The organism is Pseudophaeobacter sp. 1A09344, assembly GCF_041008745.1.
GTDB classification, from domain to species: domain Bacteria; phylum Pseudomonadota; class Alphaproteobacteria; order Rhodobacterales; family Rhodobacteraceae; genus Phycobacter; species Phycobacter gallaeciensis_A.
Window position 1 is genome coordinate 25,397 of record NZ_JAXGFS010000007.1, and the last position, 14,210, is coordinate 39,606.

General features: G+C 62.0%; 17 protein-coding genes. 10 read left to right on the forward strand and 7 right to left on the reverse strand.

Translation table 11 applies throughout. The annotated features are described in order from the left end of the window. Nucleotides 1-27 precede the first annotated feature (27 nt). Nucleotides 28-2,229, reverse strand: coding sequence for an ATP-binding protein (locus tag SM765_RS13190; protein ID WP_368981544.1), 2,202 nt, complete (start codon nucleotides 2,227-2,229; stop codon nucleotides 28-30). Between the two features lie 267 nt (nucleotides 2,230-2,496). Here SM765_RS13190 and ispH point away from each other — a divergent pair, with 267 nt between their 5' ends. The 6 genes from ispH to SM765_RS13220 all read left to right on the forward strand — a co-directional run bounded on the left by ispH (nucleotide 2,497) and on the right by SM765_RS13220 (nucleotide 6,433). Next, a complete protein-coding gene (gene ispH, locus SM765_RS13195; RefSeq protein ID WP_065271532.1) occupies nucleotides 2,497-3,492 on the forward strand; it encodes a 4-hydroxy-3-methylbut-2-enyl diphosphate reductase in 996 nt (331 codons plus the stop codon). Nucleotides 3,493-3,634: 142 nt separating this feature from the next. Next, nucleotides 3,635-4,249 carry a LysE family translocator gene (locus tag SM765_RS13200; protein ID WP_065271533.1) on the forward strand — a complete coding sequence of 205 codons (615 nt, stop codon included), beginning with the start codon at nucleotides 3,635-3,637 and terminating at the stop codon, nucleotides 4,247-4,249. Next, on the forward strand, nucleotides 4,246-4,698 hold the full coding sequence (locus SM765_RS13205) for a DUF3429 domain-containing protein (protein WP_274838269.1): 453 nt from the start codon (nucleotides 4,246-4,248) through the stop codon (nucleotides 4,696-4,698). The genes SM765_RS13200 and SM765_RS13205 overlap by 4 nt, the downstream gene beginning before the upstream one ends. Further along, nucleotides 4,695-5,288, forward strand: coding sequence for a class I SAM-dependent methyltransferase (locus SM765_RS13210; RefSeq protein ID WP_274838268.1), 594 nt, complete (start codon nucleotides 4,695-4,697; stop codon nucleotides 5,286-5,288). The genes SM765_RS13205 and SM765_RS13210 overlap by 4 nt, the downstream gene beginning before the upstream one ends. Next, nucleotides 5,281-5,751, forward strand: coding sequence for a ribonuclease HI (gene rnhA / locus SM765_RS13215; RefSeq protein WP_065271536.1), 471 nt, complete (start codon nucleotides 5,281-5,283; stop codon nucleotides 5,749-5,751). Before SM765_RS13210 ends, rnhA begins: the two co-directional genes overlap by 8 nt. 58 nt (nucleotides 5,752-5,809) lie before the next feature. Further along, nucleotides 5,810-6,433: a trimeric intracellular cation channel family protein gene (locus SM765_RS13220; protein WP_274838267.1), complete on the forward strand. Its 624-nt coding sequence runs from the start codon at nucleotides 5,810-5,812 to the stop codon at nucleotides 6,431-6,433. Nucleotides 6,434-6,438: 5 nt separating this feature from the next. Here the strand turns inward: SM765_RS13220 and SM765_RS13225 are convergent, their stop codons facing one another. The 5 genes from SM765_RS13225 to def (SM765_RS13245) all read right to left on the reverse strand — a co-directional run bounded on the left by SM765_RS13225 (nucleotide 6,439) and on the right by def (SM765_RS13245) (nucleotide 9,249). Next, complete coding sequence (locus SM765_RS13225; RefSeq protein ID WP_274838266.1) at nucleotides 6,439-6,675, reverse strand: GlsB/YeaQ/YmgE family stress response membrane protein; 237 nt, start codon at nucleotides 6,673-6,675, stop codon at nucleotides 6,439-6,441. A gap of 94 nt (nucleotides 6,676-6,769) precedes the next feature. Continuing rightward, nucleotides 6,770-7,675, reverse strand: a complete 906-nt coding sequence (gene fmt, locus SM765_RS13230) for a methionyl-tRNA formyltransferase (protein ID WP_274838265.1) — start codon at nucleotides 7,673-7,675, stop codon at nucleotides 6,770-6,772. 15 nt (nucleotides 7,676-7,690) lie between these two features. Then, on the reverse strand, nucleotides 7,691-8,188 hold the full coding sequence (gene def, locus SM765_RS13235; protein ID WP_274838264.1) for a peptide deformylase: 498 nt from the start codon (nucleotides 8,186-8,188) through the stop codon (nucleotides 7,691-7,693). Further along, on the reverse strand, nucleotides 8,185-8,691 hold the full coding sequence (gene def / locus SM765_RS13240; RefSeq protein WP_274838263.1) for a peptide deformylase: 507 nt from the start codon (nucleotides 8,689-8,691) through the stop codon (nucleotides 8,185-8,187). Before def (SM765_RS13240) ends, def (SM765_RS13235) begins: the two co-directional genes overlap by 4 nt. A gap of 36 nt (nucleotides 8,692-8,727) precedes the next feature. Continuing rightward, nucleotides 8,728-9,249 carry a peptide deformylase gene (def, locus tag SM765_RS13245; RefSeq protein ID WP_065271542.1) on the reverse strand — a complete coding sequence of 174 codons (522 nt, stop codon included), beginning with the start codon at nucleotides 9,247-9,249 and terminating at the stop codon, nucleotides 8,728-8,730. 98 nt (nucleotides 9,250-9,347) lie between these two features. Between def (SM765_RS13245) and SM765_RS13250 the strand changes: the two genes are divergently transcribed. Continuing rightward, nucleotides 9,348-10,520, forward strand: a complete 1,173-nt coding sequence (locus SM765_RS13250) for a MalY/PatB family protein (RefSeq protein ID WP_274838261.1) — start codon at nucleotides 9,348-9,350, stop codon at nucleotides 10,518-10,520. Nucleotides 10,521-10,613: 93 nt separating this feature from the next. Here SM765_RS13250 and SM765_RS13255 read toward each other — a convergent pair whose 3' ends face one another. Then, a complete protein-coding gene (locus tag SM765_RS13255) occupies nucleotides 10,614-10,982 on the reverse strand; it encodes a hypothetical protein (protein WP_274830300.1) in 369 nt (122 codons plus the stop codon). Between the two features lie 223 nt (nucleotides 10,983-11,205). Between SM765_RS13255 and SM765_RS13260 the strand changes: the two genes are divergently transcribed. From SM765_RS13260 to cbiB, 3 genes are all read left to right on the forward strand, one after another. Then, a complete protein-coding gene (locus SM765_RS13260) occupies nucleotides 11,206-12,180 on the forward strand; it encodes a glutathione S-transferase family protein (protein WP_274838260.1) in 975 nt (324 codons plus the stop codon). A 143-nt stretch (nucleotides 12,181-12,323) separates the two neighbouring features. Further along, nucleotides 12,324-13,286 (forward strand): threonine-phosphate decarboxylase CobD, encoded by a 963-nt coding sequence (gene cobD, locus SM765_RS13265; RefSeq protein ID WP_274838259.1) that lies wholly within the window; start codon nucleotides 12,324-12,326, stop codon nucleotides 13,284-13,286. Further along, complete coding sequence (cbiB, locus tag SM765_RS13270; protein WP_274838258.1) at nucleotides 13,283-14,197, forward strand: adenosylcobinamide-phosphate synthase CbiB; 915 nt, start codon at nucleotides 13,283-13,285, stop codon at nucleotides 14,195-14,197. Before cobD ends, cbiB begins: the two co-directional genes overlap by 4 nt. Nucleotides 14,198-14,210 lie beyond the last annotated feature (13 nt).

A 14,210-nucleotide genomic window follows, 5' to 3' on the forward strand; every position in this document is an offset into this window, starting at 1 on the left:
CCGCCGCTCCCTTCTACCTTCGGGCTTTTATCCTCCGGCAGAACGGGCAGCAGGCGGTGGCCGCCCCAGCCCCTGCGGCAGCGCCGAGCCCGATGGCATATGAACGTTCAAAACCTTTTCAAGCGCGGCAATGGTCACCGGCTTTGACAAGTAGTCATCCATGCCCGCCGCAAGGCATTTATCCGCCTCCCCTTCCAGCGCATTGGCCGTGACGGCAATCACCGGCGTATGACCGCGCCCGTCCCGGGCTTCGGCCGCGCGCAGGGCGGCCGTCAGCTCAAACCCATCCATCGTCGGCATCTGGCAATCCGTCAGCACAAGGTCAAACTGACCGGTCTCCCAGGCCTCAAGGCATTCCTTGCCGTCCCGGACAATCGTTGCGGAATACCCCAGCAGTTCCAACTGGGATTCAAAAACGGCCTGATTGATCTCGTTGTCCTCAGCCACCAGGATGCGCCCGCCGACATGTCCCGACGCTTCAGAGACGGGGGCGCCCCGCGTCTGGTCCTGCGGCGCCGCCCTACCGGACAGATAAGCCAGACCGTCCCAGAAATGTTTGGGGATCACCGGCAGGTCCTGAACCGAATACCGTCCCGGGGCGCGAATGCCCGTGACATCGGTCCGGTCGCGGCTCAGGGACAGCAGCTTGACGCCTGGCGCCTCTTCTTCGATCCGGCTGCGCAGCCATTCACTGGTGCGATCCTGCTCGGTCGGTGCCGTCAGCACAAAGATCTTGTCGGGTCCCGCCTTGCGCGCGATCGCCATGTACTCATCCCGGTTTGCGACCCATTTGATATCGCAATCCGCCGCCAGCGCATAAGAAGACCAGCAGGCCCGGTCGGTGCCCTTGGGCAGCATGGCAACGACTTGTTTCCCCGACGGCCGCAGGCATTTGAGCGGGCCGGAGGCATCCGCCACCGGCAGCCGCAGGGTAAAAGTCGCCCCGTCTCCCAGAGTACTATCGACCGAGATTTCGCCGCCCATCTTCTCTGCAAGCTGTTTGACGATGGTCAGCCCCAGGCCATTGCCCTGGATCATACGCTTGACCACATCCCCAGAGCGTTCAAAGGGCTGAAAGATCGCCTTCTGAACCTCTGCATCCATGCCGATACCATTATCTTCGACAACGAACTCGATCCAGTCGTCCCCCTGCAACTGCACCCGCAAGCTGACCTGGCCAACGGGTTCATCCGACTGCGGTGCCGAAAACTTGATCGCATTTCCGAGCAGATTCAGCAGCACCTGACGCAGACGACCGGCGTCTCCCAGGATAGAATCCGGCAGGTTCGCCTGCACCGACAAGGACAATTCGACCCGTTTCTGATCTGCATGGGCCCGCAGGGTTTCGGCAACGCTTTCGACAACGGGCAGCAAACGCATCGGCGCATTCGACAGCTCCATCTTGCCCGCTTCGATTTTCGACACGTCCAGAATATCGTCAATGATCCACAGCAAGGAAGACGACGATTCCTTGATCGCATGCAGGATACGCCGCTGTTCCGGGGAAAGCTCGGTGCTCTCCAGAATTTCGACCATGCCGATGACCCCGTTCATCGGGGTGCGGATTTCATGGCTCATCGCGGCCAAAAATTCGCTTTTAGCACGATTGGCCTTGCGCTCTTTCTGATGCGATTTCCACAGTTCCTGACCATAGGAATCCGTCAGCTGCCCAAAGGCCATCATCTCGATCATGATAATGCCGAAGACGGTCAGCATGATCGGTATCGACAGGTAGGTCCGAGAAAATTCCTCGTCAAAGATCGGAGAGCCAAAGTAATCATAACCCAGAAGCCGGTACCCGATCCAGGCACACAGAACCGCCACGATCAGCCCGATAATATAGGGCTTTTCCCGCTTCAGAGAGAAGGCCATGAACGGCCCGCCGAGAAGCGCCACGAACATGAACTCGACGCTGCTGGCCGGGTGCAGGTTGAAAACCCCGCCCAGAACCGTGCACAGGCCGGCGACGAACCAGATTAGCCGCGCCGCCATTTTGTGCCGCGTGCGCATCAGATACCAGGCAGCCGCTGAACCGGCGCCGGCGATCAGGGCGATTTCGACGACCGTCAGCTCTCCCATGTAGATGCCAAAACCCATCCACAGAACACTCATCACCACAACAAGATTGGCCGTGGTCCGTACCGTACGGAACCGGCGTTCCATACTGTCCTCGACCGCGCGCCATTCAGCGGTGCTGCTGATTTTCTTTGTACTCGCTACGTCCGCCACTCCGGCCCCCAAGACCAAACGCTCGCCCTGTGAAGAGGGTTTCGCGAAAACCGGTGTTTTCAGTCCCGCACTCTAACCGCAGGCAAAGCACTGAAATCACCTTATCCAAAACAGCAGCCTGCCTGCATCAGGTTAACATTCCGTCATTTCTGCGACAATCTACAGTCGTTTTCAGCAGGATGCCCTAGGGTGGCCTGCAACAGGCAGCTGCCTCTGGACCTTGCGGCCGGAAAACCCTACCTCTGCCGTGCAAGGAGATGCGCGACCATGACTTCAGACCTGTCCTCCGGCCAGCAGGCCCAGACCAATCAGCCCGCGAAACCGGCCCTGACCCTTTACCTGGCCGCCCCGCGTGGTTTTTGCGCGGGCGTGGACCGGGCGATCAAGATCGTGGAGATGGCGCTGGAGAAATGGGGCGCACCGGTCTACGTGCGCCATGAGATCGTGCACAACAAATACGTGGTTGATGGGCTGCGCGCCAAAGGCGCCGTCTTTGTCGAGGAACTGGACGAATGCCCGCTCGACCGCCCCGTGATCTTCTCCGCGCATGGGGTTCCGAAATCCGTCCCCGCAGAAGCGGAAAAACGTCAGATGGTCTATGTGGACGCCACCTGTCCGCTGGTGTCCAAGGTCCATATCGAGGCCCAGCGCCACGCCGAGGCGGGCCTGCAGATGATCATGATCGGCCACAAGGGCCACCCAGAGACAATCGGCACCATGGGTCAGCTGCCCGAAGGCGAGGTTCTTCTGGTCGAAACCCCCGGTGACGTCGCCTCGGTCGAGGTCCGCGATCCGGACCGGCTCGCCTATGTGACGCAAACCACCTTGTCGGTGGACGACACCAAGGACATCGTCGCAGCGCTTGAGGCGCGGTTTCCCAACATCGTCGGCCCCCACAAGGAAGACATCTGCTATGCCACCACCAACCGTCAGGAAGCGGTAAAGGCCGTGGCGCCAAAATCCGACGCACTGCTGGTGGTCGGCGCGCCCAATTCCTCCAATTCGCGGCGGCTGGTCGAAGTCGGTGCCAAGGCGGGCTGCGCTTATTCACAGCTTGTGCAGCGGGCCGAGAATATCGACTGGCGCGCCCTCGAAGGGATCCGCAGCATCGCCATCACCGCAGGCGCCTCTGCGCCGGAACTGCTGGTGAACGAGGTCATCGATGCCTTCCGTGCCCGTTTCGATGTCACCGTCGACATCGTGGAAACCGCGGTCGAGCGGGTCGAGTTCAAAGTTCCCCGCGTGCTGCGCGCCCCGGCCTGAAGCGGACCAGAACCGGGTCGGCCTTTATAGCAGACGGATCCCAAACACGCGCGACAGATCTGCCGCGTGCCGGGACTCCCCTGAACGGGCGCGGCGTGTTAGCAGTTGATCAACACCACTGCGCCGCAAGGAGGCCCGAGAGATGATTTCAATGCAGTTCCTGATCACCGCCCTTGTGGTTGTCATCGCGCCCGGCACCGGGGTCGTCTACACGCTGGCACTTGGGCTTGGCCAGGGAACGCGGGCTGCCCTCTGGGCGGCGCTTGGCTGTACCTTCGGCATCCTTCCCCATCTGGCAGCTGCAACGTTAGGCCTTGCTGCCGTGCTGCACAGTTCCGCCCTGCTGTTTCAGGTCGTCAAACTGGCAGGGGTTGCCTATCTGCTGTATCTGGCCTGGCAGGCGCTGAAATCCGGTGGTGCCCTCTCGATCACGTCGGACAGCCGCCCGCAATCAGGCCTGCGCATCGCCCGGCGCGGCGCGCTGATCAATATCCTGAACCCGAAACTGTCGGTCTTCTTCCTCGCTCTGCTGCCGCCCTTCCTGTCGGGCATCCCGGAGAGCGCCACCGCCGAGATGACCCTTCTCGGCGCCGTATTCATGGTGCTGACCTTTGTGGTTTTTGTTCTTTATGGCGTCTTTGCCGCCAAGGCCCGCGACTTCGTTCTTGGCTCTGAACGGGTGCTGACTTGGCTGAACCGTGGCTTTGCCGCGATTTTTGCCGCTCTTGCCGTGCGGCTGGCGGCAGAACGGGCATGAACCGTATCCCGCTTGTCCCTCTGATCCTGGGCCTCACCGGTCTGATCCCCTTTGTCTGGGGCGCAACCACGCTGTGGCTGCCCGACCTGCAGGCCTGGGGCAGCAGCCATTTGGGCCCAAGGTTCGTCGGTCCCTATGTACAGCTTTTCTATGGCTCAGTGATCCTAAGCTTCATGTCCGGCGTTCTCTGGGGTTTTGCCACAAAGACGAGCGGCACCAAGGCCGCCGCCGGGTACACCCTGTCGGTGATACCAGCCCTCTGGGCATTCTTCATGACCGGCGGCGGGCCGCTGAGCGCCGGGACCAACCTGATCTACGGTTTCGCAGGGCTGCTGCTGCTGGACTGCGTCTTTTCCATCTGGAACCTGACCCCGCACTGGTGGCTGCGTCTGCGGGTGCTACTGACGCTGGTGGTCATCATCTGCCTCTCTGTCGGAGTATACCTGTGAGCGATACCGAAACCATCAAGGTCTATGATTCCCGCGCGAAAGACTACGCCGCGCTGAACCAGGACTACCTCAGCAGCGATCCCAGGCTAGCCGCCTTTATCGCGGCCTGCCCTGCGAATGGCCGGGTTCTGGATCTGGGCTGCGGGCCGGGCACCTCGGCCGGGGTGATGGCAGAGGCAGGCCTGATGGTGGACGCCACGGATGCCTCCGCCGAAATGACCGCCCTTGCGGCGCAGATTGACGGCGTCAACGCCCGGCAAGCGCGCTTTGACGAGATCACCGGAGACGGGATCTACGACGGGATCTGGGCCAACTTCAGCCTGCTGCACGCCCCGCGCAGCGACATGCCCCGGCATCTGCAGGACATCCACCGGGCATTGAAACCCAATGGCGCCTTTTACATTGCGCTCAAGCTCGGTAAAGGCGAGGCCCGCGACACCATTGGCCGCCTTTACACCTACTACGAGGAAGACGAATTGATCGATCTGCTGACCACCGCCGGTTTCACCCCTCTGGACCGCAGCCACGGCAAAGGCCCCGGACTGGATGGCTCGGTTTCACACTGGATTTCGGTGGCCACCCATGGCTGATCTGTTTGCCTATACCGATGGCGCCTGCTCGGGCAACCCCGGTCCCGGCGGCTGGGGCGTGCTGCTGCGCGCGATGGACGGCGATGAGATCGTCAAGGAACGCGAGCTGAAGGGCGGCGAGCCAGAGACCACAAATAACCGGATGGAGCTTCTGGCGGCGATCAACGCGCTGGAGAGCCTCAGCCGTCCGACGAAAATTACCATCGTTACTGACAGTAACTACGTGAAGAACGGCATCACTGGCTGGATCTTCGGCTGGAAGAAAAACGGCTGGAAGAACGCTGCCAAGAAACCCGTGAAAAACGCCGAGCTGTGGCAGCGTCTGGATGCGGCGCAGCACCAGCACGACGTGACATGGGAATGGGTCAAGGGCCACGCCGGTCACCCCGAAAACGAACGCGCAGATGAGCTGGCCCGCGCCGGCATGGCACCTTTCAAACCCGGCAAACGTAAATCGGCCTGAAACGGATCCGTCCCCGGCCCGGCCAACTCCGCAGCACCGCCCAAGGGTTATTGCGACCATGAGTTTTCTGACCCTGCTTGATTACGCTTCGGTGCTGGTCTTTGCCCTGACCGGCGCGCTGGTGGCCAGCCGGGCACAGCTTGATGTCGTCGGCTTTGCCTTTGTGGCCTGCCTGACTGCGGTAGGTGGCGGTACGGTGCGCGATCTGTTGCTGGACCGGCATCCGGTGTTCTGGGTGGACGATCCCAATTTCATCCTGCTGGCAGCTGGGGCCGCCGGTATCGTCTTTGGCACCGCCCACTTGGTGGAAAGCCGGATGAAATGGGTGATCTGGCTCGACAGTTTTGCCCTTGCCGTGGCGGTCCCGGCAGGCACTGGCGCAGCGCTGGCCATGGGCAAACCGCCGGTGGTCGTGGTTTTGATGGGCATGGCAACCGGATCGCTCGGCGGGTTGATGCGCGATGTGGTCTGCAACGAGGTGCCGCTGGTGCTAAAACAGGGCGAGCTTTACATCTCCTGCGCCATGGCGGGGGCGATCACTGCCGTAACCGCCATCTGGGCGGGATTGGACACCGGGCCTGCCCTGCTGGCCTGCGGCGCAGTCTGTTGGGGACTTCGCGCGGGGTCCATCGCCTTTGGCTGGCACCTGCCAGTCTACAAAAGCCGACCACCGCGCAGCTGAGGCAGCTACTTTTGCAAGTATTTCTGCCAGAGCCAGATCAGCAGCAGCGCCCCCAGAACCGCCCCGACCAGACCAGAGAGCATCCCCATCACCGCCAGCAGCGTGCGCAGCACCAACCCGCCAACCAGGGCGCCCGCGATGCCGATCGCCACGGTGGTGATGATATCCGCCTCGATCCGCATCATCCGCGTGGCCAGAAACCCGGCTGCGGCCCCGATGATGATTAGCGCGACAATGGACATCTGATTTCCTCCAATGGCTTGGCACGAGGATCAGCGCCCCGCTAGAGAAGAGGATGGCATTCACGCCCGGCAAAGGAAAGACGCAGCAGACCTGTTAAAGCCTGACACCCTTCGCCACCGGAAAGCCACGCAGAAAGATCTCGCGATCCTGCGCGCCCTTGCCCGCCCGCTGCAGGCGCAGAAGCTCGACCGCGCCGCTGCCGCAAGCAACGGTCAGGGCATCGTCCAGCACCTCACCCGCTTCGCCGCTGCCATCGGCAAGGCGCGAGGCAAGCAGTTTTACCCGCTGTCCGTCAATCTCGCACCAGGCGCCCGGGAAGGGCGACAGGCCGCGGATCTTGCGATCCACCTCTTCCGCCGGTCTGGTCCAGTCGATCTGCGCCTCGCTCTTGTCGATCTTGCTGGCGTAGGTGACACCGTCTTCGGGCTGCACCTCAGGTACAAGCTCGGTCAGCTTCTCCAACGCCTCGACGATCAGCCCGGCGCCCATCGCGGACAGCCGGTCGTGCAATTGCGCAGTGGTTTCTTCGGCCTCTATGGCGGTGGCGCGGCGCAGCAGTACCGGGCCGGTATCCAGTCCGGCCTCCATCTGCATGATGCAGATGCCGGTCTCCGCATCCCCAGCCATGATGGCACGGTGGATCGGTGCAGCCCCGCGCCAGCGCGGCAGAAGACTGGCGTGGATATTGAGACAGCCCAATTTGGGCGCATCCAGAACCGCCTGCGGCAGGATCAGCCCATAGGCCACCACCACGGCGACATCAGCGCCGAGCGCAGCAAATTCAGCCTGTTCCTCGGCGCCTTTCAGCGAGACTGGATGGCGCACGTCAAGACCCAGCGCCTCGGCCCGGGCATGGACCGGCGTTGGACGGTCCTTCTTGCCACGCCCCGCCGGGCGCGGCGGCTGGCAATAGACGGCAGCGATCTCGTGTCCGGCCTCGACCAGCGCATCCAGCACCGGCACGGAAAACTCGGGCGTTCCCATAAAGATGACGCGCATGGGCCTGATCCCCCTTTAGCCGGTCAGTTTCTTGGATTTGCGGATCAACATGTCGCGCTTCACCTTGCTGAGACGGTCGATATAGAGTTTGCCATCGAGGTGGTCGATCTGGTGCTGCACCGATGTGGCCTCGATCCCGACGAAATCCCGCTCGGTGATCTCGCCGTTCTCATCCATATAGCGCACGGTGACGGCGCGGGGGCGTTTCACCTTGGCCGACACGCCGGGGAGGTTGGGCGAGGCTTCATCGTGTTCGCGCAGCTGGGTGGAGGCATGCAGAATCTCGGGGTTGGCCATCCGCACTGCCTTGCCGCGCTCGGTCGAGCCATCCACCACCGCAAGGCGCAGCATCACGCCGATCTGATTGGCACCAAGGCCGACACCCGGCATCGCCTCCATCGTGTCGATCATGTCCTGCCAGATCTGGCGGATCTCGTCGGTGATCTCGGTGACCTCTTCGGCGCGAGTACGCAGGCGTTTGTCGGGCCAGTGCAGGCAGGGGCGGACAGTCATTCGGAAGTCCCTTTCAGGGCGGTGTATTCAACCTCGACCGCAGAGCGGGCTTCGGGATCGAGATGGTCAAAAGTCACGGTGCCATTGAGATGATCGAATTCATGCTGGATGCAGCGCGCCTCGAACCCGTCGAAATCGGCCATGTGAATGTCCCCTTCCGCAGCGGTCCATTGCACGGTGACCGCCACGGGGCGTTCGACCGGAACCATGACACCGGGGATCGACAGGCAGCCTTCTTCCATCGTCACCGGCACGCGTTCCACCGCCATGATCGACGGGTTGATCATCACCATCGGAGAGCGTTTCCCCTCTTTCCAGGTGCAATCCATCACGAAGAGGCGTTTCAGCACCCCCACCTGCGGCGCGGCCAGACCCCGGCCATTGGCGGCGTACATTGTGTCGAACATGTCGGCGATCAGCTCGTCGAGGTGCTCCTGCTCCACCGGGGCGCAGTGCTGGCTGAGCCGGGGATCAGGCCATTTCAGGATCGGTAGAACCGCCATGGGCAAGCCCCCTCTTTCAGCGTTCCGGTCGGAGCCTTACTGCTCCCGGGCGCGCTCGCGTTTCAGCTTTTGCATTTTGCGGGTGATCATCTGCCGCTTCAGCGGTTTCAGGTAATCGATGAACAGTTTCCCGTTCAGATGGTCGATCTCGTGCTGCACGCAGGTCGCCCAGAGCCCGTCAAAGGTTTCGCGCTGCGCATTGCCGTCCCGGTCCATCCATTCCACCTCGACCTCTTTGGGGCGGGTGACTTCGGCGTATTGCTCGGGGATCGACAGGCAGCCTTCTTCGTAGACGTTGGTTTCGTCCGAAGAGGCAATCACAGCGGGGTTGAACATCACCAGCGGGCGCGCATCGCCCTCGCCTTCCTTGGCGCAATCCAGTGCGATCACCCGTTGCAGGATGCCAACCTGCGGCGCCGCCAGACCGATGCCCGGCGCCGCATACATGGTTTCCAGCATGTCATCAGCCAGGGTGCGCAGATCGTCCGAAATATCGGCAACCGGTACGCAAACCTTTTTCAGGCGGGGGTCGGGATGGATCAGGATAGGACGTTTCATGCGCTTGATTTAGGCGATTGCACCCCGCCCTGCAACGCCCCCCTTGCGCGCAGCGTCATTGTGCGTAGCTTCTCTGCCAAACAACCGGAGTTTAAACCATGGATTTTGACACCCTGATCGACCGTCGCGGCACCCATTGCGCCAAATGGGACATGATGGAGAGCCTTTATGGCGTCTCGCCCGATGAAGGGCTTGCGATGTGGGTGGCCGATATGGATTTCCCGGTGCCCCCTGCGGTCACCGACAAGATGCGTGAAATGGCAGATCACGGTGTCTATGGTTATGTAAACTGCGACGAGCCCTACAAGAACGCAATCCAATGGTGGATGCAGAACCGCCACGGCTGGCAGGTCGAGGCCGATGCGATCTTCACCACGACCGGCCTCGTTAACGGTGTCGGCATGTGCCTTGATACCTTCACCCAGCCGGGCGATGGCATCGTCCTGTTCACCCCGGTCTACCACGCCTTTGCCAAGGTGATCCGCAATGCGGGCCGCGAAGTGGTCGAATGCCTGATGACCAACAATAACGGGCGTTACGAGATGGATTTCGACGCCTATGACGCGCAGATGACCGGCAAAGAGAAGATGGTCATCCTGTGTTCGCCGCACAATCCGGGGGGGCGCGTCTGGAGCCAGGAAGAACTACAGGCGGTTGCGGATTTCGCCAAACGCCACGACCTGATCCTGTTGTCGGACGAGATCCACCACGATTTGGTCTATCCCGGCCACACGCACATCCCGATGCAGAACGCCGTGCCCGAGGTGACCGAACGGCTCTTGATGCTGACCGCACCGTCGAAAACCTTCAACTTTGCCGGGCTGCACACCGGTCAGGTGATCATCCCCGACCCGCATCTGCGCGAACAGTTCCAGCGCCGCATGCTGGCCTTGGCGCTGGCGCCGAATTCGGCCGGGCAATACGCCACCGCTGCCGCCTATTCACCCGAGGGCGCCGCATGGGCAGACCAGCTGATCGCCTATCTGGATGGCAACCGGAAGGTCTTTGACGCAGCGATCGAAAAGATCCCCGGCCTGTCCTCGATGCCGCTGGCGGCCACCTACCTGTCCTGGGTCGATTTCTCCGGCACCGGGATGAGCCGCGAGGAATTCACCAAACGGGTCGAACAAGGCGCAAAGATCGCCGCCAACCACGGCACCACCTTTGGCACCGGGGGCGAGAACTTCCTGCGGTTCAACCTCGGCACCCAGCGCTCCCGCATCGAGGAAGCCTGCCGCCGCCTGACCGAGGCTTTTTCGGATCTGCAGTAATTACACAGAAGCGGGCGCAGCGATCACGCTGCGCCCGAAAATATCGACCCGATCTTCGGGCTCGGAATTGGAATAGGGCAGAGCGGGCTCGGTTCAGGCCTCGCCATGCACCCCGTCATAAGCGATCAGAGCCACCGGCGCGTCCGGGGCGCGATAGAAATCCAGCGGCGCGGTATCGGCGGCAGCAGTGGAACGCTTGAACTCGTACCGCATTTCGCCACCCTCCGCCTCAGAGGCGACGATCAGGCACTGCGAGATGTGGCGGGCACCATCATAGAGATCGACGAGGCCCCGCAGTTGCGGCGCGGTTGCCTCTTCCACCGAAAAACCGGTCTTCCACATGCGCAGAACCGGAAACTGCGACTCTCCGACCTGCACGCGCAGGCGGCTTTTCTTTTTCAGCCCCTGAACGCGGGCGGCGTCCAGCGCCTCTTGAACGGCTTTCGGAACATAGGTGGTCATGGCATCTGCCTTTCCGGTGGATCATCTGATCGGCTCTGCTGAGCCTCTCTAGGGTGACTCATAATTGCCTAAAATCAAGTGAACTTTTTTCAATGCTGCGGCGCCCGTGGCTGCTGCTTCCTGCAGGTTGTGCAGATCCGCAGGGAGGCTGCGCGCCTGTCGGCATGGGCGACACCCTCCGAAGTGCCTAGTTTGCGGGCATGGAACGGAAGGAGCGAAAACAATGGGTCTTTTGATCGACGGTACCTGGCACGACAAATGGTATGATACCAAATCCACAGGCGGCGCCTTTGAACGCTCCGTATCGCAGTTTCGCAACTGGATTACGGCGGATGGCAGCGCCGGGCCATCGGGCGATTCGGGATTTGCCGCCGAAAGCGGGCGGTATCACCTCTATGTCTCACTCGCCTGCCCCTGGGCCCACCGGACGCTGATCTTTCGCCAGTTGAAAGAGCTGACCGACCATATCTCAGTCTCAGTGGTGCATCCCGACATGCTGGACCGGGGCTGGACCTTTGAGAAAGACGAACATGGTGCCACCGGCGACACCCTGTTCGGTCACGATTACGCCTACGAGATCTACACCCGCGCCGATCCGAGCTATTCCGGGCGCGTCACGGTGCCGATCCTCTGGGACAAACAGCGCGAAACCATCGTGTCGAACGAAAGCTCGGAAATCATCCGCATGTTCAACTCGGCCTTTGATGATCTGACCGGTAACCGGGACGATTACTGGCCCGAGGAGCTGCGGGAGCCGATCGAAGCAGTTAACGCGCGCGTCTATGACACGGTGAACAATGGCGTCTACCGCTGCGGCTTTGCCACCAGTCAGGCCGCCTATGACGAGGCCGTCACCCCGCTCTTCGACACGCTGGACTGGCTGGAGGACCTCCTGTCCGAGCATCGTTACCTGCTGGGCACACGCGTGACCGAGGCCGACTGGCGCCTGTTCACCACCCTCCTGCGGTTCGATCCGGTCTATCACCTGCATTTCAAATGCAACCGCAAGCGCATCATCGATTACCCGAACCTCTGGGCCTATACGCGCGAACTGTATCAGTGGCCCGGTGTGCAGCAGACCATCGGTATGGATCACATCGTGCGCCACTATCACTATAGCCATGACACCATTAACCCGAACCGAATTCTGCCCATCAACCCGGTGATCGACTGGCTGGAACCGCACGGGCGAGGCTAAGGAATTCCTTACTTTTGGGGCTTTCGGGCCTGCATTGCAGCTTCTGATTGCGACATTCGGTTGCCTTATCACCCGGGCTGTTTCATACGGCCCGGGTCCGGCACCGGGATGTCCCGTGGCCTTTTCACGAGTCAGGGCCTGCAATGGTAGCAAGCAATACAGCAAGCAAGAACGTGCAGCGCGATCACGGCGGCAATCTCGCGGCCGCGATGGAACAATACGGCGGGACACGGGAGGGTTGGATCGACCTCTCCACCGGCATCAACCCGGCCCCCTACCCGCTTCCATGTTTCACAGAAGCCGATTGGTCGGCGCTGCCTGACAGCGCTGCAAGCCACGATCTGCATCAGGCAGCGCGCCGGTTCTGGAATGTTCCGGAGGGAGCCGAGATCCTTTCTGCCCCCGGTGCCTCCTCCCTGATTGCCCTGGCCCCTGCGCTGGCCGATCCGCGCTGGGTGCGGATTGAGACACCGACCTATAACGAACACGCGGCCGCCTTTCGCGCCCACGGCTGGAGCGTCACGGGCCAAGGCCCCGCCGAAGCCTGCGTCGCGGTACACCCCAACAATCCGACCGGCCGCCAGTGGCAAGCCGAAGAGCTGGCTGCGCCCTTCCGTATCATCGATGAAAGCTTCTGCGACATCTGCCCTGATCAGAGCCTGATCCATCTGGCGGCAGAACCCGGCACGCTGGTGTTGAAAAGCTTTGGCAAGTTCTGGGGGCTGGCCGGTCTGCGCCTTGGCTTTGCCATTGGCGATCCTGAGCTGATTTCCCGCCTCTCTGAACTGCAAGGCCCCTGGTCGGTGTCCGGTCCGGCGCTGAAAACCGGCATCCAGGCGCTGTCGGATACAGATTGGGCGGCGCAGACCCGCACAAGGCTGGCGGAGGACGCTGCTCGGATGGACGACATGATCCTGCCCAAAGGCGCGGAACTGGCAGGCGGCACCGATCTGTTCCGTCTCTATCACGTCGATGATGCCGCCGCCTGGCAGCAGCGACTGGCGCGCGCCCACATCTGGAGCCGCATTTTCCCCTATTCAGACACCTACCTGCGCCTTGGCCTGCCTCCGGCAGCAGGCTGGGACCGGCTGGAGGCCGCCCTTTGATCACCGCAACCCTTCTGATCCCCGCCCTGATCCTAGACGCCATTCTGGGGGAACCCCGTTGGCTGTGGAACAGATTACCGCATCCGGCGGTGCTGATGGGGCAACTGGTTGGTGCCCTCGATGCAGGGCTCAACTCCGGCGCCGGGCGCCGGGCCAAGGGCGTGGTCGCCGTTCTGGTCCTTGTCATCACCGGACTGCTGATCGGTTGGCTGCTGTCACTCTTTGGCGCCTTGATGGAGATCCTCGTGGCCGCAATCCTGATCGCCCAGCGCTCGCTCTGCGATCATCTGCAGGCGGTGGTTCAGGGCCTGCAAAAGGACGGTCTGCACGGCGGCCGCGCGGCAGTTGCCATGATCGTCAGCCGCGACACCACCGAGATGACCGGCCCACAGGTCGCCCGCGCTGCCATCGAAAGCGGCGCCGAAAACATGTCGGACGGGGTGATCGCACCCGCCTTCTGGTTTCTGATCGCCGGGCTGCCCGGATTGCTGGCCTATAAGATGATCAACACCGCCGACAGCATGATCGGCTACCGCAACGCGCGCTATCGCGACTTTGGCTGGGCGGCGGCGCGGCTCGATGATCTGGTGAACTGGATCCCGGCGCGGCTGACGTCGCTTTTGATGGCGCTGGCCGGAGGAACCTTGCGGGACTGGTCCGCGATTGCGCAGGACGCCCGCAAGCATCGCTCCCCGAATGCCGGCTGGCCCGAGGCTGCCATGGCGCGGGCGCTGGATGCGGCCCTGTCGGGGCCCCGCTCCTATGACGGCGAGATGCAAGAATTTCCCTGGGTTTACGAAGATGGTGCCAAAGGCATCGGCGCCGAGGCAATCCGGCGCTGCACCGAGATGCTTTGGAAAACCTGGGGACTTGGCCTGCTGCTGACGGTTGCTATTGCGGTAATCTTCTAGCACACACTTGGGG